The following is a 21184-nucleotide window of genomic DNA, read 5'->3' as shown; positions in this document are numbered from 1 at the left end:
ACTGATTTAGGTACATATCTTTAAGCAGAAAACTATCGAAAAGGTTTTTGGTTAAGTAAGCGTAAAAATGGTTATTTCTGGTCTTACGTTAAAACGTATTTGATACAAATGCCCTAGTGCCCTATTTATATATAAGGTTCTACCATCTTGTAAATCTTTGATTCCGGCATCATAGTTAGGATTTTGTACCGGTAGGATAGGCGGTTTTAAAAAGGGAGGTTTGCATTGGCCTCCATGGGTATGGCCAGATAAAATCCAGCCTTTGTAATTATTCCAAACATTTAGGTCACAAACATCCGGGTTGTGGCACAAAACAACAGTGGGTTTATTTTGTTCGTAATTTACCATAGCCTTATCAGGAGCAAAATTGGTGCCCCAATAATCATCTAAACCAATAAAGGTTAGTCCATTATTCTTAGCAATTTCATTTCTCAAAACTGTAATCTTATTGGCTGCTAAAATTTCAATAATCTTTGAGGCAATTGTATCGTCTAACCACTCTTCCCCATAATCATGATTGCCTAAAATGGCATAGGTGCCTAGGGCTCCCTTTGGAGCAAAATTCATAACCTCTTCTAATTGCTCAAATGTGCTGTAGTTTTCAAAATGAATAAAGTCTCCTGTATACACCACATAATCTGGACGCTCTCTTTTGGCCAATTCCATGGCATTGAGTAGAAACTTTTGGTCAACCAAAGGTCCTACGTGTATATCGCTCAATTGCATGAGCTTTTTACCTTTTAGGTTGTTGGGTAAATTAGTTATGGGCATATTTAGGTGTACAAACTCTAGCCAATGCGGTTCAATTTGCCAGCTGTATAACCCCATAAGTAAGCCAGAGCCAGTTAGGGCGGCAGCTCCTTTTAAAAATTTACGTCTATTCCAATATGGGTTGCCCATTTTTGTTTTTTAAGCTTCAATCCAAACGAATGTAAAGTTCTGATTATTTTATGGAAGCTAGATTATTTAATGCTATCGGATTGTCTATTTTTGAATTATGAATCAAGTATTGGCTAAGTACTTACCGGAAAGGGCTGTTGCTCCCTGTTTTGAGCTGATAAAGGAATATGCGGTTCATCTAAAAATAGTGAACAAACGGGTTACCAGACATGGAGATTACAGGCGATTACCCACTGGCGAACATTTAATAACAATGAATGCTACCAGTAATAAATACCAATTCTTGATTACCTTAATACATGAAATTGCCCATTTGGTAGCTTTTCAAAAATATGGTAAGTACATAAAGCCGCATGGTCAAGAGTGGAAAAAAACATTCAAGATATTAATGGTTCCTTTTATACGACCAGAAATTTTTCCATCTAAATTATTACCGGTAATTGCTAATCATTTTAAGAATCCTAAAGCAAGTAGCAGTACCGATACTCAATTGGCCATAGCATTGAAAGCGTACGGCGAAACACAACATAAAGAAAATTCTTACGTTTTTGAATTGCCGTACGGAAGTATATTTAGAATATATAATGGCAAAATTTTTAAAAAGGGAAATAAACGAACCAAACGCTACGAGTGCCTTGAAGTGGCAACCGGCAGGTTATATCTTTTTCAGCCCAATGCTGAAGTAGAATTAATAAACGACTAAAAAAAACATATGAGCAATAAAAACTATTATGCAGTATTAATGGCAGGAGGCGTGGGCTCTAGGTTTTGGCCAGTAAGCACCACAAACAACCCAAAGCAATTTCATGATATGTTGGGCACGGGAGAAACGTTAATTCAAAAAACGTTTGCCCGTTTAAACAAATTTATTCCAACAGAGAATATTCTGATTTTGACCAATGAACGTTATAATGATTTGGTACTGAAACAATTGCCGGCCGTAAAACAAGAGCAAGTTGTACTAGAGCCAGCTATGCGTAATACTGCACCCTGTATACTTTATGCCTCCTTAAAAATTCAGAAAATGAATCCGGATGCGGTGATGATCGTAGCACCAAGTGACCATTGGATAGAAGACGAAGCGGCATTTGAAAACGATGTAAAAGCATGTTTTGCCAAATGTGAAGAAGAGGCTGCGCTTTGTACTTTAGGTATACAGCCAACATTTCCTAACACTGGTTTTGGATATATTGAGTTTGAAAAAACGGCAACCACATCTTTAAAGCCGGTTACCCAATTTAGAGAAAAACCAGATTTAGAAACGGCCAAATCATTTTTAGAACAAGGCAATTTTTTATGGAACGCCGGTATTTTTATGTGGAGTGTTAGCACTATTGTAACCGCATTTAAAAAGCACCAATCAGAACAGTATGATTTGTTTGAAAAAGGAATGTCTTGTTATAATACCAATGAGGAACAGGCGTTTATAGCGGAAAATTACCCTAAAGCAGAAAATATTTCTATTGATTATGCTATTTTAGAAAGAGCGGAAACCATATACACTTTGCCAGCAACTTTTGATTGGAACGATTTAGGTACTTGGGGTGCACTTTATGATAAATTGGATAAAGATGCATCTGAAAATGCCGTAGTTAATGCAGGAACAGTTCTTGAGGATGCTAAAGGAAATATGATTAGCGCCAAAAAAGGTAAAATTGTTGTGGTAGATGGATTAGAGGATTACATTATTGTAGATAAAGACGATGTGTTATTGATTTATCCAAAATCTAAACAACAAGACATAAAATCAATTCGTAACCAGGTAAGTGATACCTTTGGGGATCAATTTGCATAATTTATGAGTAAACATCTTTTTCAAGAAGAACAAGACCATACCGAAGCAAATTCGGAAGAAGTAAAAAAGGACTTTAAAGGTCTTTTGGGTAGCGTTAAAAAGTTTCTGTCTGAGCTTCTTGAGATTAGAAGTAATACAGATGCGGTAGCTACCAAAGAATCTATTATTCAGGATATTCCGTTTAAAGGGCATACCTCTTGGATTCTAATTTGTTCCATATTTATTGCCTCTATAGGTCTTAATGCCAATTCTACAGCCGTTGTAATCGGTGCCATGTTAATTTCTCCTTTAATGGGACCCATCTTAGGAATGGGATTGTCATTAGCAATTAATGATGTAGAAACGCTGAGAAAATCACTCAAGAACTTTGTGGTTATGGTGGTTTTAAGTGTTATTACGGCTTTTTTGTTCTTTTACATTTTTCCGATTCAAGATGAATCTTCTGAGTTATTGGCTAGGACCAAACCGGATATTCGTGATGTATTGATCGCTTTTTTTGGTGGATTGGCCTTAGTAATTGCAAGAGCTAAAAGAGGTACAATTGCTAGCGTTATTTTTGGTGTTGCTATTGCAACAGCTTTAATGCCACCACTATGTACTGTTGGTTTTGGCTTGGCAATTGGTAAATGGGGTTACGCATTGGGAGCAATGTACTTATTTATTATCAATACCATTTTTATTGGCTTGGCAACTTTTTTGGTTATTAAATATCTGAAGTTTCCAATGGTAAAATATGCCAATAGTCAACGTAGAAGGTTTATTGCAAGAATTGCATCAACAGTAGGCTTTTTAGTAATGTTGCCCGCTGGTTATACTTTTTATATGGCTTTTAATGAATCTATGTTCAAAAAAGAAGCGCAAGAATTTCTATCAGATACCATAGAACAATATGAGTTTACCAAAAATGGTAGGTATGTAGATAACCTCACCAAATTGGAGTATGATAAAAATGGAGGGCTTATTGAGATCGTTTGTATGGGTACGGAAGAAATTCCGGAGAATATAATCAACTCCTGGAGAACACAGAAGAATTCCTTTAACAAGTTAAAGGATGCCGAATTGAACATAATACAAGGGGGAAGGGATGATTCTGAGGAGAAGTTTAATTATGTAACAGAGTTGTACGAATCTAAAAAAGCAGAACTGCTAACCCGTGAAGAACGTATACATTTTTTGGAGGCAGAAGTGGCTAGGTTAAGTCAAAACGTGGGTAAACAAATACCTTTTAAAGAAGTTACCACAGAGGCTAAAATTAATTATGAGGATATCAATGCCATAAATTTTGCCTACCAAATAAAAACCGATTTTAAAAAGACGGATACTATACCGGTCTTTGAGGTAGAATGGAATAAAAAGTTAAAAGACGATTATATTGCCAAAGAAGAGCAAAAATTAACCAAATGGTTAAAACAAAGATTGCTAGATTCTACCATTCAGGTTAAAAAGATGTAGCTAAATAATAACGAAAGGAATTGATTTTATCAATTCCTTTCTTCTATATACATCTGTCTTACTTTTTTAAATAATTCAGAAGAATAAACAAAGTCTGTTACCGCTTCATTATCCGTTTTAAAAATTTCTTTGTTGGTGCCTTCCCATTCTAAATAACCGTTTTTAAGAAAGATTATTTTTTTACCTATTTCCATTACAGAATTCATGTCATGGGTATTAATCACCGTAGTAATATCATATTCCTCTGTAATCTCCTGTATAAGGTTGTCTATAAGAATGGCAGTTTTAGGATCTAAACCAGAGTTTGGTTCATCGCAAAATAAGTAACTTGGTTTCATTACAATTGCCCGGGCAATGGCTACTCTTTTTTGCATACCACCAGAAATTTCAGAAGGGTACTTTTTATGAGCATCTATAAGGTTTACCCGTTTTAACACAAAGTCCACACGGTCTTGCATTTCACTTTTACTTTGTTTGGTAAACATATCTAATGGAAAACTTACGTTTTCTTCTACGGTCATAGAATCGAACAAGGCGCTGCCTTGAAAAACCATTCCCATATCCTGTCTCAAATCCCTCTTTTCTGCATTAGTTAAATCAGCATAATTTTTACCGCTGTATCTTATATGTCCTTTTTCAGGAGAAAACAAGCCTAATAAACATTTAAGAAAAACAGTTTTGCCAGAACCACTTTGACCAATAATTAAATTGGTCTTTCCTTTATCAAAAGTGGTACTAATACCTTTTAATACATGGTTGTCTCCAAAGGTTTTGTGTATGTCGTCTACCTCTATCATTAGCCAAGCATTAATTGGGTTAACACATAATTTATAATAATGATTACCACACTGGTCCAAACAAAGGCTGTGGTACTTGCTTTGCCTACCTCTAGAGCGCCTCCTTTCATATAATAACCAAAATACGAGGGTATGGTAGCTATGACGAATGCAAAAACTAAGGTTTTTATAAATGCATAGGTAACATGAAAAGGAATAAAATCTGTCTGTAGTCCTTGAATAAAATCGCCACTTGGGGCATAATCGCCAAACACAGCTGCAATCCATCCTCCAAGTACGCCCATGTACATGGCAATGGCAACTGCGAACGGATAAAACAGCATGGCTATTATTTTAGGAAAAACTAAATAATTTAAGGAGTTTACCCCCATAACTTCTAATGCATCTATTTGTTCTGTTACCCGCATGGTTCCAATACTTGAAGTAATGTAAGACCCTACTTTACCAACCATAATAATAGAGGTAAAGGTAGGAGCGAATTCTAGAATAACAGACTGTCTGGTGGCAAAACCAATTAAACTTTTGGGTATTAACGGGTTGGTTAGGTTTAGCGCCGTTTGTATAGTAACTACGCCACCAATAAAAAAGGCAATAAAAATTATTATGCCCAACGAGTTATAAATTAACTCATCTATTTCCTTAAAAATCAAAGATTTCATTATACGCCATTTGGTAGGTTTTTTAAACACTTCCCAAACCATAATAAAATACTTGCCAATAGAAGCAATATAATTCATGCAGTAGATTGTCTATATGCTTTGGTAAAAATAAGCATATTGAATTGCTTTTAACCTTCAATTAAAACTTTAAAGGTCTTTATTCAATAAATTTGTGATGCATAACTAGATACCGATGATAAAAAAAACACGGCCATTGGCCTTGCTGTTAGTGCTATTATTTTCGCTAACCGCTTCTGCACAAAGAAGAAAAAAGAATAAAGAACAACAAGAAACGCAGGTAAAAGTTGCCACAAAACCAAAACTGGTGGTTGGTATAATTGTAGATCAAATGCGTTATGACTATATAACCCGTTTCTGGAACCATTATGGAGATAACGGTTTTAAGAAATTGGTAACGCAAGGCGCAAATTGTAAGAACAATCATTTTAATTATGCGCCAACCAGTACAGGGCCGGGACACACATCGGTCTACACGGGTACTTATCCGGCGGTGCATGGTGTTATTGGTAATAATTGGTATGACAAGGAGTCTGATAAATCCGTGTATTGTGCTTCTGATGATAGTTATGAGTCTGTGGGTACAACCGGTTATAAAGGAAAAATGTCTCCGCATAGAATGCTAACCACTACTATTACCGATCAAATGCGATTGCATACGCAAATGAGGGGTAAAACTATAGCCGTAAGTATTAAAGATAGAGGCGCAGTTTTACCGGGAGGCCATACGGCCAACGCGGCGTATTGGTATGAAGGAGGTGAAACCGGTAATTTTATTACGAGTTCTTATTATATGCAAACCTTGCCGAAATGGGTACAAGATTTTAATGCTTCAGATGTGGTAGAGGCTTATAAAAAACCTTGGGAAACCCTTAAACCTATAGCGTCTTATAAAGAAAGCGTTGCCGATGCCAACAACTACGAGGGCGGTTTTACAGGAAAGGCAACAGCTACTTTTCCGTATGATTTACCCGCATTGTGGGATCAAAATGGTAAATACACTTTGTTGGCAGAAACGCCATATGGAAATTCACTAACTACAGATTTTGCACTAGCTGCTTTAAAAAATGAGAACTTAGGTAAGGACAATGATACCGATTTCTTGGCTATTAGCTATTCTAGTACGGATAAAGTTGGACACAACTTTGGCGTAGATTCCAAAGAAGTACAGGATACTTATTTAAGATTGGATTTAGAATTGGAAAAATTGTTGACAGAGCTGGATCAAGAAGTAGGAGCTGGTAATTATACGTTGTTCTTAACGGCAGACCATGCTGCCATTCCTGTGCCAACCTATTTAAAAGACGTTAAAGTTGCAGCGGGATATTTGAACATGAAGCAATTTGATGAACAGTTAGAAGAATACTTGAAATATAGATTTGGAACTACCGATGTAGTTAAGAGCATCAGTAATAATCAAATTTTTCTAGACCATAAGGTTGTAAGTAATTTAGATATGGAACTTGCTGAGGTTCAAGAAGAAATTGCCATGGAAGTACTGTCCTATGAAGGTATGGATAAGGTTTATACCGGTAGTCAAATGTGGTCTGGTAATTATACAAGGGGCCTCCCTTATATATTACAAAATGGTTGGCACCAAAAACGGTCTGGAGATGTATTATTTGTGCCAAAACCTGCACATATATCTTATAATCCCACAGGTTCTACACATGGTTCTCCTTTTATCTATGATACCCACACGCCATTACTTTTTTATGGTAATGGTATTAAAAAAGGAGACGTTACGTCCCGTACTGAAATCACTGATATTGCACCTACATTGGCGGTTTTACTGGGTATAGCGTTTCCCAATGGTGCCACTGGAACGCCAATAAGCACGGTTTTGAAATAAGAACTATATGGCATATAAAAAAAGCATCCAATATTGGATGCTTTTTTTATAGATTCAATTTTTTAATAATTCCCTTCCATCTGTACTTTCGTATAAATTGGCCTTCTTCTTTGGTTACAAAAGGTACGGTATTGGTAAAATAACAGCTTATGTAAGCAAACATTGCTTGTAAGTATAACCATGGCGATTTAGCCTGCATTGCCATTTTTATAAGTGCAATTTTGGCTAAGGCCATACCATATCGCATTTTATAGAGTGCTATACCTTTTTCTTTATAATTTTTTGAGGAGTATCCATGGCCAGTAGGTCTTAGGTGTTTTACCCGCAAATTTTTATCCGTATAAACTTCAAAGTCATGAAACTTACAAAGCAGTACATCTACAGTGTCCCACCCAACTGCAGGCTTAAGTCCATTCATTAACTCAAATACCTGTCGGTAATAAAGTTTTATGGGCCCTCTTACATGGTTTTTGTCTGCTATTGCCTCGTATACCCATTTCCCATTTACTTCTACATACAATAAACCAGAGCACATACCCAATAACCAATTAGATTTAAAATGGTTACGCATAGTCTCAAAATAATTGGTGGGCAAAATAATGTCCGCATCAAACTTACCAATCAAATCATAATCTAAATTGCATTTAGATAGCCCAAAATTAAAGGTGTCTATTACTTTTTTGCCGGGCACATGGGCCGTATTACTTTGGCGTTGGTAAACGGAAATCCAATCGTGGTTGTCTGCAAATTCCCTGGCAATTTTAAAGGTGTTGTCCGTAGAATTGTCATCTATTATAATAAGTTCATCAGGAGGATGCGTTTGGTTTACAAACGAAGCAATACATAAAGATAAATATTGAGCTTCGTTATGGGCTGGTATTACAATGCTTACAACCATGATGGTAAAAAAGGATTAATCTTTTTTTCGCTCGGCATATACAATGTAATATCTATTGGTAAACCTACGTAGTAAAGGGCGAATCCCGATTTTTTTTACAGGATTGGTCCATTTATTACGGTCTTTTATTTCCCAACCAGCCTTGTCTAGTAACCAATCAAATTGCCAGTCTTCAAACTCATGATAATGTCTATCCCATGGGTCTGTTTTACTTTTGTATGCATTAGAAAACCATAGCTTTAAGGGAATACTGGCCACTAATTTATCTGCCTTAATTTCTTTAAGAATATTGTACGGGGCTAACAAATGTTCAAATATTTCAAAAGCGGTGACCACATCTGCATGGCTATTTTTTACACTGGTATAATCATCATCTAAATCCTCTCCCTTAGTATTTTCTATTTTATAACCGGCTTGTTCCATTACCTTGGTAAAGGGGTTGGTTACGCCAAGGTCTAAAATGGTTTCGTTGGTGTTTATATGCTTTTGTAAAAACGCTAGCGTGTGCTTATAACGTTTGTGCGGAAATTTACCTTCGTACATATGGTAAAGATTCAAAAATCCTTTTTAATCCACCAAATCTAACCAAGATTTCGCAGATTAAAACCTATATACCATAGCATTTATATTCATACCGGCACCAACACTGGCAAAAAGCACAAGGTCTCCTTTTTTTACATGATGATTTTTTAAATTGTCTTTTTTTACCATATCTAGCAATGTTGGGATGGTGGCCACAGAGCTATTACCGTGAAAGTTTATGTTCATTGGCATAATGTTCTCTGGAACGGATTTGCCATATAATTTGTAAAAACGTTTTACGATTGCCTCATCCATTTTTTCATTGGCCTGGTGTATAAAAATTTTTTGAATATCATCTATTTCTACATCGGCTTCATCCAGGCAGCTTTTCATGGCTTTTGGTACATGTATACAGGCGAATTCATACACTTTTCTTCCAAGCATTTTTATGTACCGTTGCTTGTCCGTTTTGTTAGATTCAAAACTTCTATCAAAATAAAGGTAATAGGCTTCGTCTAAAGCATGTGTTTCTGAGGCATGGGCTAAAATGTTTCCGCCTTTTTCTGTCTGTTGAAGTATGGTAGCACCGGCGCCATCCGCAAATATCATGCTATCCCTATCATGTTCATCTGTGATGCGTGAAAGTGTTTCCCCACCAATTACCAAACATGTTTTTGCCATACTAGACTGTATAAAAGCTTTAGCTTGAATTAATGCTTCTACCCAGCCGGGACAACCAAAAATCATATCATAAGCTACACATTTAGGGTTTTTTATACCTAAAAGATTTTTAACACGCGTTGCAAGACTAGGTAGCGTGTCGCCTTGATTTTTATCAGCGGAAAGGTCTCCAAAATTATGGGCATAAATAATGTAGTCTATGGTTTCTTTATCTATCTGTGCATCTTCTATGGCTTTTTCGGATGCAAAAAATCCTAAATCCGAAGCTTTATGGTCTGCCAAGGCATACCTTCTTTCGGAAATACCCGTAATAGCTTCAAATTTTTGGATTATTTCTTCATTAGTGTTTGGAATAGCAAGGCCGTCCGCCGCCTTAAATTGGGCAGTTAAAAAATGGGAATTGGGAACAATTACTTCTGGAATGTAAGACCCAGTTCCGGTTATAGTTATATTCATTTTTAGTTTGCGTTTGTAGAAAGATACGCGCAAACAACTTAATTTATTATGCACGCATAATAAATAATCCAATGTCCAAAAAGAATAACGCTGTTCTAAATAAAATCAGAACAGCGTTTGGCAACTAGTATATTTTGGTAAACCACTAATAAATAGTAGTGTTACTATGCTTCCGCATAGGCTTCAATAGGTGCGCATGTACAAATTAAATTACGATCCCCAAATGCTTCGTCCGTACGTCTAACGGATGGCCAAAATTTATTGTCGAATACAAATTCTAACGGGTAAGCAGCTTCCTTTCTACTGTATGGAAAATTCCATTGGTCCGCCGTAACCATAGCCATGGTATGTGGAGCGTTTTTTAGAACATTATTAGGTTCTGCCGCATTAGCTTGCTTTATTTCTTCCCTTATTGAAAGCATGGCATCACAGAATCTATCCAATTCTTGTTTGCTCTCACTTTCCGTAGGTTCTATCATCATAGTGCCCGCCACTGGAAAGGAAACGGTTGGTGCATGAAAACCATAGTCAATAAGTCTTTTGGCAATGTCCGTAACCTCAATTCCGTTTTCTTTAAATGGTCTACAATCAATAATCATTTCATGTGCTGCACGACCTCTTTCTCCTGTATACAATACCTCGTAACCACCCGCTAATCTTTCTTTGATGTAATTTGCGTTAAGAATAGCGTACTTTGTGGCATTAGTAACACCTTTGGCGCCTAACATTCTTATATATCCATAAGAAATTAAACACACCAAAGCGCTACCCCATGGAGCTGCAGATATAGCGGTAATGGCACTAGTGCCACCAGTAGCTACTACAGGATTAGATGGTAAAAAAGGTTTTAATTGTTCCGCAACACAGATTGGCCCAACACCGGGCCCACCACCACCGTGAGGTATGGCAAACGTCTTATGTAGATTTAAATGGCAAACGTCTGCGCCAATAGTGGCTGGGTTGGTTAAACCTACTTGGGCGTTCATATTAGCACCGTCCATGTAAACTTGACCACCATGGTCATGAATTAATTGGGTAATTTGTTTAATGCTAGATTCAAAGACACCATGGGTGGAGGGATAGGTAACCATTAAAGAAGATAGGTTGTCTGCGTGTAATTTAACCTTCTCTTCCAAATCTAATAGGTCTATGTTTCCCTTTTCATCTGTTTTGGTAACTACTACTTTCATGCCTGCCATGACCGCAGAGGCAGGGTTGGTACCATGAGCGGAAGCCGGTATAATACATATATTTCTATGCCCTTGGCCGTTTGCCTCATGGTAGGCCCTAATGGTCATGAGCCCTGCAAATTCTCCTTGTGCTCCAGAATTAGGCTGTAAGGACGTGGCCGCAAAACCAGTAATTTCGGTTAAATAGTCTTCTAATTGCTTCAGCATTATCTGGTAACCCTCTGCTTGGTTTAGCGGAACAAAAGGATGCAGGTTGCCCCAGTTGGCCCAGCTTAAAGGCAACATTTCAGAAGCAGCATTCAACTTCATGGTACAACTTCCTAAAGAAATCATAGAATGGTTTAATGCCAAATCTTTACGTTCAAGTTTCTTGATGTAACGCATTAAATCCGTTTCTGAATGATAACTGTTGAATACCTCATGGGTTAAAAATTCCGTATCTCTTTTTAAACCATCCGGAATTTGCTCAAAATTGGCTCCCGTTTCTGAGGTGTTTGCTACTTCAGAGAAGGTGGCCAATATATCTTTTACATCTTCAAATGAGGTTGCTTCGTTTAAGGAAATGGTAACCGTGTTATTATCTACGTAGTTTAGGTTAATTTCATTTTTAAGGGCAACTTCTTTTAAGGCTTCGGCGTCTGCAACTTTAACTTTAATGGTGTCAAAAAATATCGTGTTGGTTTGCGCAAAACCTACCTCTGCCAACATACCTGTTAATTGTTTGGTTTTTTCGTGTATGCTATTTGCAATAAACTGTAAACCTTTAGGGCCATGATACACGGCATACATACCGGCCATTACGGCTAACAAAACCTGAGCAGTACAAATGTTAGAGGTAGCTTTATCTCTTTTAATATGTTGTTCCCTAGTTTGTAGGGCCATACGTAGTGCTGGGTTACCGTCCGTGTCTTTGGTTAAACCAATAATTCTTCCTGGAATGTTTCTTTTGTAAGCTTCTTTAGTAGCAAAAAATGCAGCATGTGGCCCACCATATCCTAGCGGAATTCCAAAACGTTGGGTGGTACCCACCACTACGTCTACACCCCATTCTCCAGGAGCTTTTAATAACACCAAGCTAAGTAAATCTGCCGCAACAGCCACTTTGATTTCATTAGCGGTTGCCTGTTGGGTAAATTCTTTAAAATCTTTTACTTGCCCGTGTTTTCCAGGATATTGTAAAAGGCTTCCAAAAAAGTCTGTAGTGAATGTAAAGTGGTCTGGATTATCAATTACCAATTCTATCTCTAATGGGTTTGCCCTGGTTTCTAATAGGCTTAAGGTTTGTGGCAATACATTTTCATCCACAAAAAACTTAAGAACTCCATCTTTTTTCTGTTGTCTACTGCGCAAGTCATAAAGCATAGTCATTGCTTCCGCTGCCGCAGTACTTTCATCTAAAAGTGATGCGTTGGCTATTTCCATACCGGTAAGATCCGTAACCATGGTTTGAAAATTGAGCAACGCTTCTAAACGCCCTTGTGCAATTTCTGCTTGGTATGGGGTGTAAGCGGTATACCATCCTGGATTTTCTAGGATATTTCTTTTTATTACAGAAGGTGTTAAGGTGTTATGGTACCCAAGGCCAATATAGGTCTTGAATATTTTGTTTTTTTCTGCTAATTGCTGAACATGCCCTAAGAACTCATGTTCGCTCATGGCTTTAGGCAATTCTAGTTCTTTCTTTAACCGAATATCATCAGGAATGGTTTGGTACATTAACTCTTCCAAATCTTTTACTCCTACGGTTTCTAGCATTTTAGAAAGGTCTTCTTCCCTAACGCCAATGTGGCGCGATGCAAATAATTCTGTGTTCATAAAGGCAAAAATAAAGTCGCAAAATTAGGCATTAATTCACTTAATTACCGCATTTTAAAAATGCTAAGAATTAAAGTTGTTAACCAAGAATTAACCTTTTCTGCTTAATGTTTAATTTTGTTTAATGCGCTGGATACAATCGCTTTTTAAATTTTATTTGGATGCTAGTGTTCACGTATCATTAGCGGTATTTTGCTTATACTATGCAACCTGCGTTAAGTTGAACATTATCTTTGACAAGGATTATGCTTTTTTTTTGTTTTTTGCGACTATTGTAGGCTACAATTTTGTAAAATACGGGGTAGAGGCAAAAAAATATTGGATTGTAACGAAACAGCGCCACAAACCAATTCAATTATTTAGCATTTTAGCAGGCTTGGGCGCCTTATTTTATGGTACTAGGCTCCATTCTAGTCTATATTTTCCGCTTTTCGTTTTAACTGTTATTTCTGCCTTGTATGCTGTTCCTTTTCTACCAAAGGCTAAGAATTTGAGGAGCTTAGGCGGATTAAAAGTATTCTTGGTGGCTTTGGTATGGACAGGGGTTACCCTATGGCTGCCTGTGTATGGCGCAGGAAAAGTAATTGGACTAGACCATGTAATTTTAATGCTACAGCAATTTGTTCTAGTTTTATTGCTAATGGTTCCTTTTGAAATTAGAGACCTTAAATATGATCAGCCCGAGTTAAGGACAATACCACAGCAAATAGGTGTGCTCAATACCAAATATGTTGCTTATTTTATGTTGCTGCTATTTTTGGCTAGCGCCTTATTGCTGCATCAAAATGTGCTAAAAGTTTTATTTTTAGATTTAATTTGGGTGTTGCTAATAACTTACTTTATTTATAATAGTAAGGTTGATCAGCCTAAATATTTTGCTTCTTTCTGGGTAGAAGCTGTTCCTATATTAATGGCAATTGCCTTATGGGTTTTTAAGGCCTAAGAGTTTGCTTGTTCCTTTAAGCGCTGTTTTAACGCCTCTTTTTCTTTGGAGCTTAAAGTATGCAGGTTAGCTTTTTCGCATAACCCGGTTAAATAGGTGTTTTTCTTGGTGTGGCTAGCACAATGTTTGCAGAATAAGATATGAAAACGTAGTTTCAAAATATCCCAGAAGCCCGCCTCTTTGTACTGACTTTTATTGCAAATTTCTGAAGCTGTATCACAAGAAATCATAAGTTCTAAAACCAATTATCGTTTAAACAACCCATAAGCGCCGTTCTGGCCCTATGTATCATAACCCAAAGGTTAGACGGGTTTATTCCTAATACATTACAAATATCTTCAGTATCCATTCCTTGAATGGTTTTCATTTTAAAAACTTGCGCTTGTTTGGCTGGTAATTTTTCTATACAGCCATATATGGCAACACCTAATTCTTCATTTTCTAGATAAGCCTCGCCATCTTTATCTTGGTTATCTGCCACTCTTTTTTCTAACCAGTCTCCTTCTTCACCGTCTGCGGCAAAGTCTATTTTTACCTCGGCCTTACCCTTTTTGGAGTTAATCTTTCTGTAATGGTCAATTACCTTTCTTTTTAATATAGCAATTAACCAGGTTCGTTCTGCAGCATCGCCTTTAAAGTTTGGGGCAGATTTTAAGCCGGCAAAAAAAGTTTCTTGTACTAAGTCTTTGGCCAATTCTGAATTATTAACCCGGCTTACTGCATAGTTAAAGAGGTAGTCTGCATATTTATCTACCCAAGTTTCCGGATGTAATACATTTGTTGGCATTGTTCTTTTTAACGTTATCAAAAGTAATCAATTTTAAAAGTTACACCATTTTCTCAAGCCAAAGGTGCAATACTAACATCACAAAAAAATCACGCTTTTATCACAGGTATTTTTTAACTAATTATTTGTTGTAATTCAATTTCACGGTTTTCAGGTACTTTTAAATCTTAACTAAGCAATAACTTGCTTTTAAAACAATAGGATAATGAAGCAGTTTTTATTTGGTTTACTCGTGTTTTTAAATCTAATCTTGGTTTTTGGTCAAACCCAAACTGAAAAAAACGTAATAGGTAAATATAGACTCAACTGGATTGCTTCTGGTTTTTTTCCTGCGGATGATCTTTTATTTGAGAAAACAGCGGAAGATGGTGAATATGTTTTTGAATTTAAAGAGGATGGTTCTTTTGTTCAACACTTAAAAGCAGAGACTTTTGGGGAATGCCCTGTTGGTGTTTTTGTATTAGAAATAGGGTCTTGGAACATAAAAAATGGAAAATTACACCTTAATCTACAGGGTGAAAAAATAGCTGATTACAAGTTTGAATATCAAATTGTGTATCAGGTTAAAAAGGAAAAAGGAACATTAAAGCTATTGGTAGATAAGGTTTTAACCAATAATGAAGTTAAATAATTATGGTTTTTAAGTATAGAAAGGTAATTATAGGGCTAATAGCTACGTTGGTTACGATTTTTATTTTGTTTAGAATGTGGCGTGTTGGTATAGGGGAAGTCTAGGTAAACTAAAAGAATTTTGAAAAATAAAAGATTTCAATAAGGCTTTGTTTATCTATTGTTTTAGTTGGGAGTTGTACTAGTGTTAACTAAGTTATTTAATTAAACTCGTTTTTAAGTGCAGCAACAATAGCTTTTAATTTACCAGGTTCTACCGGTTTTACTATATAATCAGAGATTTCACTAATTTTTTTAGCTCTATCAATATCTCTAGGGTCTACGGAGGAAGATACCATGTAGATAATAATTCTTTTACCTACTTTGGGCTTAAGTTCTATATATTGTTCCATAAACTGAAAACCATCCATTATAGGCATATCTATGTCTAGAAAAATCACATCTGGTAATTCGTTATCTTTATCTAGGTTAGAAATAAAAAAGTCTAAAGCCTGTTCACCGTCTTTGAAAGCTAAAATCTGCTGAAAAGTGTTTTGTTTTTTCAAAACAGATTTCATGGTAAATTGATAGATGGGATCATCATCAATTATACAAACGCTTAAATTTTTACACATAATTTGTTTGGTTTAAGTCAATATCAAATGTGGTTCCTTGGTCAACTTTACTCTTAATTTTAATACTTCCGCCCATAGCTTCTATTTGCGCTTTGGTCATAAATAGTCCAACGCCTCTAGCTTGCGGGTTTCTATGGAATACTTTATTTAGGCCAAATACCTTATGGCCGTGTTTTTTCAAATCTATACCTAAACCGTTATCGGTAAATTTTAAAAAGACTTTATTGTTTTTTAAATAAGAGCTAATCCGTAATTTGGGTGCCCTGTCAGGAGATTTATATTTTAGGGAATTGCTTATTAAATTAAGAAATATGCTCTCCAAATAAATTGCATTGTATTCAACAATGGCTAGGGGCTCAAAATCAACAGTTATAGTCGCCTTTGTGGCTTTAATTTCTGCAGCTAATATTTCTGTGGTTTTTTTAAGAACTTCATTTAGGTTGGTAGCTTGTCTAGTGTCGTGAGAACCTTGTTTGATCATTAAACAATCTATCAAGTTGTTTAATGTACCATTAAGGTGATTGGTTACTGTTTCTAATTTGTCAAAAATCTCCTCCTTTTCTTCAATGTCAGCTGTTTCTTTATAAAAACCCACTAGAGTATTAAGGTTACTTACGGGAGCTCTTAGATTGTGTGAGGTTATGTGGGTGAAATCTTCTAGGACCGAGTTTTGTTTTTTAAGTTTCTTGGTTGTCTTAACTAAGCTTTTGTTAGAAGCTTTTAAACTATATTCTGCTTCTTTTTGTTCGGTAATATCTTGGCAAGAGCCCACCATTTCAACAACCCTATTACGTTCGTCCGTTATAGCTTTACCAATTAATTCTAGATATCTAATCTTTCCGTTGGGTAACTTAATACGATGGATATACTTCTCAAAAAAACGGGTTTTGAGCACTTTGATCAAATGCTTATTCACTTTTTCCCGATCTTCTGGGTGTACTCTACCATAAGGGTGTTTTATGGCTAAATTCTTGGTTTGCGGCAAGCCGTAAATACGGTATAAATTGTCAGAAAAGGTTAAGCGGTCTCTTTCTAGATTCCAATTCCAGTAACCAATCATACTTAGTTTTTCTGCTAAGTTTAATTGGTTGTTTTTACGATGGAGTTCAAGTTCGTTCTCTTTTCTTTCGGTAATGTCCTCAAAAATACCATAGGTTCTTTGGCAAATTCCATTTTTAAATTCAGCGCTTCCAGTAGTTCTAACAAACTTAATATTTCCTTTGGAGGTTACTATTTCTAAGTCTAAATCAAACGAATTGCCTGTTTCTAATAATACCTGGTAAGCCTGCTCAAATAACTTTCGGTTTAACCCTTCTCTGTAAAAATTAAAACCATTTTCTTTTGTAGGGATAAAATTGGCAGGGAGTTCTGCAATTTCCTTTATTACTGAATTCCATTTTAATTCATTCAGTTCATAGTCAAAATGCCAAATGCCAATTTTTGCATGGCTATGGATTTCGTCGATAATATTGGTTTTAATTGTGGGGGATAAACTCATCTGCAACTACTTGTAAACCAATTCGAATACTTACTTACTAAGAAGGTAAGAAATAGCGTACAAAAATAAAAAATAAATCATGTTTATACTAAAAAAACCGATAAAGGGTTTGTTTTTAGTATAGTTGCAAAGATTTGTTTTTCCCTGAAAACAGGGGTGTACAAATAATTGCCTAATAATAGTTTTGTAATTGTATAGTATAACTTAATAAAGACATGATGATAAATAATGCAAAGTACCTTAATATATTTCTCCTACTATGTTTTTTTTCTATCGCTATAAACGCACAAAAAGATACAATCTTTTATGATGCACAGTGGAAGGTTATAACCAACAAAGATAGTGCTAGTTTTTATAGGCCACCTATTAAAAAAGTAGGTGATTTATTCCACAATCAGGATTACCACATTAACGGCCAATTGCAAATGGATGGTTATTCTATATCAGACACTAAAGATATTTGGACCGGAAAGGTAAGTTGGTATTATAAAGATGGTTCCCTACAGCAAGAAGCCAATTATGTTGATGGCTATTTAGAAGGAGAATTTATTTCTTTCTTAAACGGAGAAAAGCTAACGGCCCTTTATAAAAAGAACAGATGGGTTTCTGGAAAAAGAAACATGGTATATGCTTCCGGTAGAAAATACTACATGGAGAAAAAGGCGGATACCATAAAGGAAATTATTTATCAAAATAGTATTGATGGTATTAGATCAGAACGGATTGGTACCGATAAAACTTATGAGGTTTATGCTAGATATTACGGCAAAGGTGGTGTGTACATAGGCAAGAAAAACAAGCTGCAAAATGGTAAAATAGATGGAGTAGATGTTTATTATAACTATGACCCAATGCGTGTAGCTAGTATTACCTATTATGATCAGGGAACGTATTTGGGTAAAACGTCTTATTATCCAAATGGTAAACTCCAAGCGCAATTTAAAAAGGAGCCAGAACTTGCTACTATTTATTTTGACCGTAACGGTGAACAAATAGGTAAAATAACCTACGTTTTAGATCAATACGGGAGTAAGCCCTTTAATGGAAAAGAATATTCTTTTGGTTATTATGGAGCAAAAGGAGAGGATGCCTATTGCATAAAATCTAGTAGAACCTATGCAAATGGTAAGATTTCCGAAGACGAAACCTATTATGGGGAATGTGGTGTCTTAAAAACAGTAAATAAATACAAAGACGGCAAAAAGTATCTGCAAATTAGCTATTTAGAAAACGGTGAGGAATTATCCCGTATGGAGTACGATAATTATAGACCCTTGAACGGTACGCAAATAGTTAGGGATACAAAATCCACCTATAAAGATGGAAAATTAATTGTAGAGACTAATTATTTTCCAAATTCCAAGGTGGTAAAATCTACAAAAACACCGCTTAAGGAAGTTTATTTTGATTTTAATGGAAAGAAACTAGGAGAGCTTTCTTTAAACGGGGATGAAACCTATCCAAAACCTGTAGACGGATTGCGTTTTTCTTATCATTATAAGAAGAATACGGTAGAGCGCATAGAAGTATATGAAGAAGGGGTAATTGTAAAAGCTACGGACTGGAGAGAAAAAACAATTGGTAACAATAAAACCGTAACATTTAAAGAGGTTAATGAATATGCCCCAAATGGATACGATAAAGAAAGAACCGTAAAATTTTATAGTAACGGTGAAAAACAAAGTGATATAACCTACAAAAAATACAAAGAACAAAGGGGGCTTTTTTATGACCAAAATGGCAATTTAATAGGTGAGTATGATTATCTAGCAGAAGACGGCAAGCGCTATGAATTTTTCTCTAGTAGTGACGAAGTAAAGGAATTTGAAGAGTCTAAAAACGGAAAACAACTTAAATTTAAGCGTTACGATTATGGCCCGTATACCACTAGCGGAGTTATTAATCCTGTTTTAATGGAAGATGTTGATGTAGCTTGTTGCGCTATGTTTTATAAAAGAGAAGGAGGATTAATTGCGAAAACCGAATTCAAAAATGGGGTTCCGTGGTCTGGAGAATATTACGATTCTAAAACAAGAGAAAAATTCACCATAGAAAATGGGGTGAAATCTGGATTATATCAAAAGTTGGACTATAATTTTCAAGTTTTGGAAGAAGGTAATTACGTGGCGGACAAAAAGGAAGGAACGTTTAGAAAATACACCTATGCTGGTGCAATTATCTCAGAAGAAAACTACAAAGCAGATGTTTTGCATGGTGTTTCTACTTATTATGATGAACATGGTGATGTTGTTGGAAAAATGGAATATAAAGAGGGGAATCCTTATGAAGGTATTAGAACTTTAGATTCTTCTTACAAAAAAGAAAAAAGAACACAAGTCTATAAGGCAGGGAGCCTAACCAAAGAAACCTCGGTATCTGATAATGGACGTTTGGTAAAAACTTTTAAAGATGATGATACGGTACTTTGCGAATTATTTTATTTAAATACGGAGAAGAAAAAGCTAGTTTACAGCCTGTCTGGGGGCGTTATTAACGGAAAGGTGATACGTTATAACAAAGAAGGTAAAATTATAGCAACCGCAAATATTGAAAGAAGTACCTATAAATCTGGAATACTATTTCTAAAACCACAATATTCAGATAACGGTGCTGCTTACTATAAGATAAAGAAAAATGATAAGGAAATTGAGATTAACATCTATAACGAAAAAGATGAGAAGATTTTTTCGTCTATAGAACAATTACAATTTAACAATGCTATTTTTTCGCAAAAGTTAGATGTTAACACCAATCAAGTATATGAGTATAATTTGTACTAAGTTTAAGTTGATTAAACTATTATTAAAATGTTCACTTTCTTTTCTGGTTGCGCTTACATTTTTTACAAGTGGTTGTAAAGGAAACAAAGAAGAGCCTACCGTTACTTATAAAAATGAGACCACGGTAGAGGAAAACGGTTTGCAGGTAGGTACGGTATCTATTTTGCCAAAAAGTCCGCAACCTGGGCCAAATTCTTTTACCTACGGACAAACAGTGGTTACCAAATTTAAGGCTGTAGAAGGGTTTAAAGAAACTAAAGATGAGATACATCCTATTTTAAGTGTTACAGTAACTAATATGCAAGGAGATACCTTGTTATACGAGCCAGAGTTATTAGATGGCTTGTCCCAACCAAAGGATGCCGAACTTTCGGGAATTTTAACTTTGGCAAACCCTATGCGTTCTGGTCACCCTTATTTGGCAACATATATATTGTCAGATTTAAAATCTAATGCGCGCTTAACCCATCAAATGCCATTTAAAATTGAAGCAGATCCACATTTTCAAATAATAGAAGAGGGGCTTAGCGTAGGCGAGGTCTATTGTCTAAACACAAAGAAAAATACCATTATTACTGATGGTAAAATTCCCTTTGATGAACAAGTATCTCTTAACCTACAATTTTTAGAAGGCTATACAAAAGGCAGTAACGGTATCAGTTTAGGTATGTCCGTAACTGTTCAAGACGCCAGAGGAAGGCTTATTATTAGTGAAGAAGATGTCTTAAAAGGGCAAAATTATTCCCAAATACACCCGCAAGAGATTATTTATAATTACGTGCAAATCCCAAATGGAAACGTTAGTAACCCAGTAGATTGGAAAGTAAAGGTGTGGGATAAAAATAGTGGCGCCAGTTTAAATGTTATAGGAAAAGTTAGTTTAAAATAAAAAGGTTA

General features: G+C 35.8%; 19 protein-coding genes. 8 read left to right on the top strand and 11 right to left on the bottom strand.

Annotated features, from left to right (window positions below; translation table 11 throughout):
• Positions 1-51: 51 nt before the first annotated feature.
• Complete coding sequence (locus ACXAGS_RS15050) at positions 52-900, bottom strand: metallophosphoesterase (protein WP_474907923.1); 849 nt, start codon at positions 898-900, stop codon at positions 52-54.
• Between the two features lie 97 nt (positions 901-997).
• Here ACXAGS_RS15050 and ACXAGS_RS15045 point away from each other — a divergent pair, with 97 nt between their 5' ends.
• Genes ACXAGS_RS15045 through ACXAGS_RS15035 form a run of 3 tightly spaced genes read left to right on the top strand, consistent with a single transcriptional unit; the run spans position 998 to position 4147 of the window.
• Positions 998-1603, top strand: coding sequence for a SprT-like domain-containing protein (locus ACXAGS_RS15045; protein ID WP_474907921.1), 606 nt, complete (start codon positions 998-1000; stop codon positions 1601-1603).
• A gap of 9 nt (positions 1604-1612) precedes the next feature.
• Entirely contained in the window at positions 1613-2695 is a 1083-nt protein-coding gene (locus ACXAGS_RS15040; RefSeq protein WP_474907920.1) for a mannose-1-phosphate guanylyltransferase, read from the top strand.
• 3 nt (positions 2696-2698) lie between these two features.
• Entirely contained in the window at positions 2699-4147 is a 1449-nt protein-coding gene (locus tag ACXAGS_RS15035; protein ID WP_474907919.1) for a DUF389 domain-containing protein, read from the top strand.
• Between the two features lie 29 nt (positions 4148-4176).
• On the opposite strand, the gene ACXAGS_RS15030 is transcribed toward ACXAGS_RS15035, so the two are convergent.
• Both ACXAGS_RS15030 and ACXAGS_RS15025 read right to left on the bottom strand, forming a co-directional pair.
• On the bottom strand, positions 4177-4944 hold the full coding sequence (locus ACXAGS_RS15030) for an ABC transporter ATP-binding protein (protein WP_474907917.1): 768 nt from the start codon (positions 4942-4944) through the stop codon (positions 4177-4179).
• Complete coding sequence (locus ACXAGS_RS15025; RefSeq protein WP_474907916.1) at positions 4944-5681, bottom strand: MlaE family ABC transporter permease; 738 nt, start codon at positions 5679-5681, stop codon at positions 4944-4946. The genes ACXAGS_RS15030 and ACXAGS_RS15025 overlap by 1 nt, the downstream gene beginning before the upstream one ends.
• 115 nt (positions 5682-5796) lie before the next feature.
• Here ACXAGS_RS15025 and pafA point away from each other — a divergent pair, with 115 nt between their 5' ends.
• On the top strand, positions 5797-7473 hold the full coding sequence (gene pafA / locus ACXAGS_RS15020) for an alkaline phosphatase PafA (protein ID WP_474907915.1): 1677 nt from the start codon (positions 5797-5799) through the stop codon (positions 7471-7473).
• A gap of 46 nt (positions 7474-7519) precedes the next feature.
• Here pafA and ACXAGS_RS15015 read toward each other — a convergent pair whose 3' ends face one another.
• The 4 genes from ACXAGS_RS15015 to gcvP form a co-directional block, all read right to left on the bottom strand.
• On the bottom strand, positions 7520-8371 hold the full coding sequence (locus ACXAGS_RS15015) for a glycosyltransferase family 2 protein (protein ID WP_474907914.1): 852 nt from the start codon (positions 8369-8371) through the stop codon (positions 7520-7522).
• 15 nt (positions 8372-8386) lie between these two features.
• A complete protein-coding gene (locus tag ACXAGS_RS15010) occupies positions 8387-8914 on the bottom strand; it encodes a class I SAM-dependent methyltransferase (protein ID WP_474907947.1) in 528 nt (175 codons plus the stop codon).
• A 57-nt stretch (positions 8915-8971) separates the two neighbouring features.
• Positions 8972-10030 carry a 3-oxoacyl-ACP synthase III family protein gene (locus ACXAGS_RS15005; RefSeq protein ID WP_474907913.1) on the bottom strand — a complete coding sequence of 353 codons (1059 nt, stop codon included), beginning with the start codon at positions 10028-10030 and terminating at the stop codon, positions 8972-8974.
• Between the two features lie 164 nt (positions 10031-10194).
• Positions 10195-13035 carry an aminomethyl-transferring glycine dehydrogenase gene (gene gcvP, locus ACXAGS_RS15000; protein ID WP_474907912.1) on the bottom strand — a complete coding sequence of 947 codons (2841 nt, stop codon included), beginning with the start codon at positions 13033-13035 and terminating at the stop codon, positions 10195-10197.
• Between the two features lie 220 nt (positions 13036-13255).
• Here gcvP and ACXAGS_RS14995 point away from each other — a divergent pair, with 220 nt between their 5' ends.
• A complete protein-coding gene (locus ACXAGS_RS14995) occupies positions 13256-13978 on the top strand; it encodes a UbiA prenyltransferase family protein (RefSeq protein ID WP_474907911.1) in 723 nt (240 codons plus the stop codon).
• Here the strand turns inward: ACXAGS_RS14995 and ACXAGS_RS14990 are convergent.
• Positions 13975-14223 carry a hypothetical protein gene (locus ACXAGS_RS14990; protein WP_474907910.1) on the bottom strand — a complete coding sequence of 83 codons (249 nt, stop codon included), beginning with the start codon at positions 14221-14223 and terminating at the stop codon, positions 13975-13977. The genes ACXAGS_RS14995 and ACXAGS_RS14990 overlap by 4 nt on opposite strands.
• Positions 14214-14765: a sigma-70 family RNA polymerase sigma factor gene (locus ACXAGS_RS14985; protein ID WP_474907908.1), complete on the bottom strand. Its 552-nt coding sequence runs from the start codon at positions 14763-14765 to the stop codon at positions 14214-14216. The genes ACXAGS_RS14990 and ACXAGS_RS14985 overlap by 10 nt, the downstream gene beginning before the upstream one ends.
• 205 nt (positions 14766-14970) lie before the next feature.
• On the opposite strand from ACXAGS_RS14985, the gene ACXAGS_RS14980 reads away from it, so the two are divergent.
• Positions 14971-15396: a hypothetical protein gene (locus tag ACXAGS_RS14980; RefSeq protein WP_474907906.1), complete on the top strand. Its 426-nt coding sequence runs from the start codon at positions 14971-14973 to the stop codon at positions 15394-15396.
• Positions 15397-15595: 199 nt separating this feature from the next.
• On the opposite strand, the gene ACXAGS_RS14975 is transcribed toward ACXAGS_RS14980, so the two are convergent.
• Both ACXAGS_RS14975 and ACXAGS_RS14970 read right to left on the bottom strand, forming a co-directional pair.
• Positions 15596-16009, bottom strand: a complete 414-nt coding sequence (locus ACXAGS_RS14975; protein WP_474907904.1) for a response regulator — start codon at positions 16007-16009, stop codon at positions 15596-15598.
• The gene (locus ACXAGS_RS14970) at positions 16002-17507 is read right to left on the bottom strand and encodes a PAS domain-containing sensor histidine kinase (protein WP_474907902.1); all 1506 of its coding nucleotides are present in this window, start codon (positions 17505-17507) and stop codon (positions 16002-16004) included. The genes ACXAGS_RS14975 and ACXAGS_RS14970 overlap by 8 nt, the downstream gene beginning before the upstream one ends.
• A gap of 215 nt (positions 17508-17722) precedes the next feature.
• Here ACXAGS_RS14970 and ACXAGS_RS14965 point away from each other — a divergent pair, with 215 nt between their 5' ends.
• Entirely contained in the window at positions 17723-20287 is a 2565-nt protein-coding gene (locus ACXAGS_RS14965; RefSeq protein WP_474907901.1) for a toxin-antitoxin system YwqK family antitoxin, read from the top strand.
• Positions 20268-21176, top strand: coding sequence for a hypothetical protein (locus tag ACXAGS_RS14960; RefSeq protein ID WP_474907900.1), 909 nt, complete (start codon positions 20268-20270; stop codon positions 21174-21176). Before ACXAGS_RS14965 ends, ACXAGS_RS14960 begins: the two co-directional genes overlap by 20 nt.
• The last annotated feature ends 8 nt before the right edge of the window (positions 21177-21184 follow it).

The sequence above is a fragment of the Croceivirga sp. ABH4_376 genome (assembly GCF_056160685.1).
Note: the sequence above shows the minus strand (reverse complement) of the source record. Positions and strands in the feature narration are given on the sequence as shown.

Bases quoted from the DNA above. Each gene is read 5' to 3' on its own strand.
- ACXAGS_RS15050 (WP_474907923.1), bottom strand. From the start codon at position 900: ATGGGCAACCCATATTGGAATAGACGTAAATTTTTAAAAGGAGCTGCC.
- ACXAGS_RS15045 (WP_474907921.1), top strand. From the start codon at position 998: ATGAATCAAGTATTGGCTAAGTACTTACCGGAAAGGGCTGTTGCTCCC.
- ACXAGS_RS15040 (WP_474907920.1), top strand. From the start codon at position 1,613: ATGAGCAATAAAAACTATTATGCAGTATTAATGGCAGGAGGCGTGGGC.
- ACXAGS_RS15035 (WP_474907919.1), top strand. From the start codon at position 2,699: ATGAGTAAACATCTTTTTCAAGAAGAACAAGACCATACCGAAGCAAAT.
- ACXAGS_RS15030 (WP_474907917.1), bottom strand. From the start codon at position 4,944: ATGATAGAGGTAGACGACATACACAAAACCTTTGGAGACAACCATGTA.
- ACXAGS_RS15025 (WP_474907916.1), bottom strand. From the start codon at position 5,681: ATGAATTATATTGCTTCTATTGGCAAGTATTTTATTATGGTTTGGGAA.
- pafA (WP_474907915.1), top strand. From the start codon at position 5,797: ATGATAAAAAAAACACGGCCATTGGCCTTGCTGTTAGTGCTATTATTT.
- ACXAGS_RS15015 (WP_474907914.1), bottom strand. From the start codon at position 8,371: ATGGTTGTAAGCATTGTAATACCAGCCCATAACGAAGCTCAATATTTA.
- ACXAGS_RS15010 (WP_474907947.1), bottom strand. From the start codon at position 8,914: ATGTACGAAGGTAAATTTCCGCACAAACGTTATAAGCACACGCTAGCG.
- ACXAGS_RS15005 (WP_474907913.1), bottom strand. From the start codon at position 10,030: ATGAATATAACTATAACCGGAACTGGGTCTTACATTCCAGAAGTAATT.
- gcvP (WP_474907912.1), bottom strand. From the start codon at position 13,035: ATGAACACAGAATTATTTGCATCGCGCCACATTGGCGTTAGGGAAGAA.
- ACXAGS_RS14985 (WP_474907908.1), bottom strand. From the start codon at position 14,765: ATGCCAACAAATGTATTACATCCGGAAACTTGGGTAGATAAATATGCA.
- ACXAGS_RS14980 (WP_474907906.1), top strand. From the start codon at position 14,971: ATGAAGCAGTTTTTATTTGGTTTACTCGTGTTTTTAAATCTAATCTTG.
- ACXAGS_RS14975 (WP_474907904.1), bottom strand. From the start codon at position 16,009: ATGTGTAAAAATTTAAGCGTTTGTATAATTGATGATGATCCCATCTAT.
- ACXAGS_RS14970 (WP_474907902.1), bottom strand. From the start codon at position 17,507: ATGAGTTTATCCCCCACAATTAAAACCAATATTATCGACGAAATCCAT.
- ACXAGS_RS14965 (WP_474907901.1), top strand. From the start codon at position 17,723: ATGATGATAAATAATGCAAAGTACCTTAATATATTTCTCCTACTATGT.
- ACXAGS_RS14960 (WP_474907900.1), top strand. From the start codon at position 20,268: ATGAGTATAATTTGTACTAAGTTTAAGTTGATTAAACTATTATTAAAA.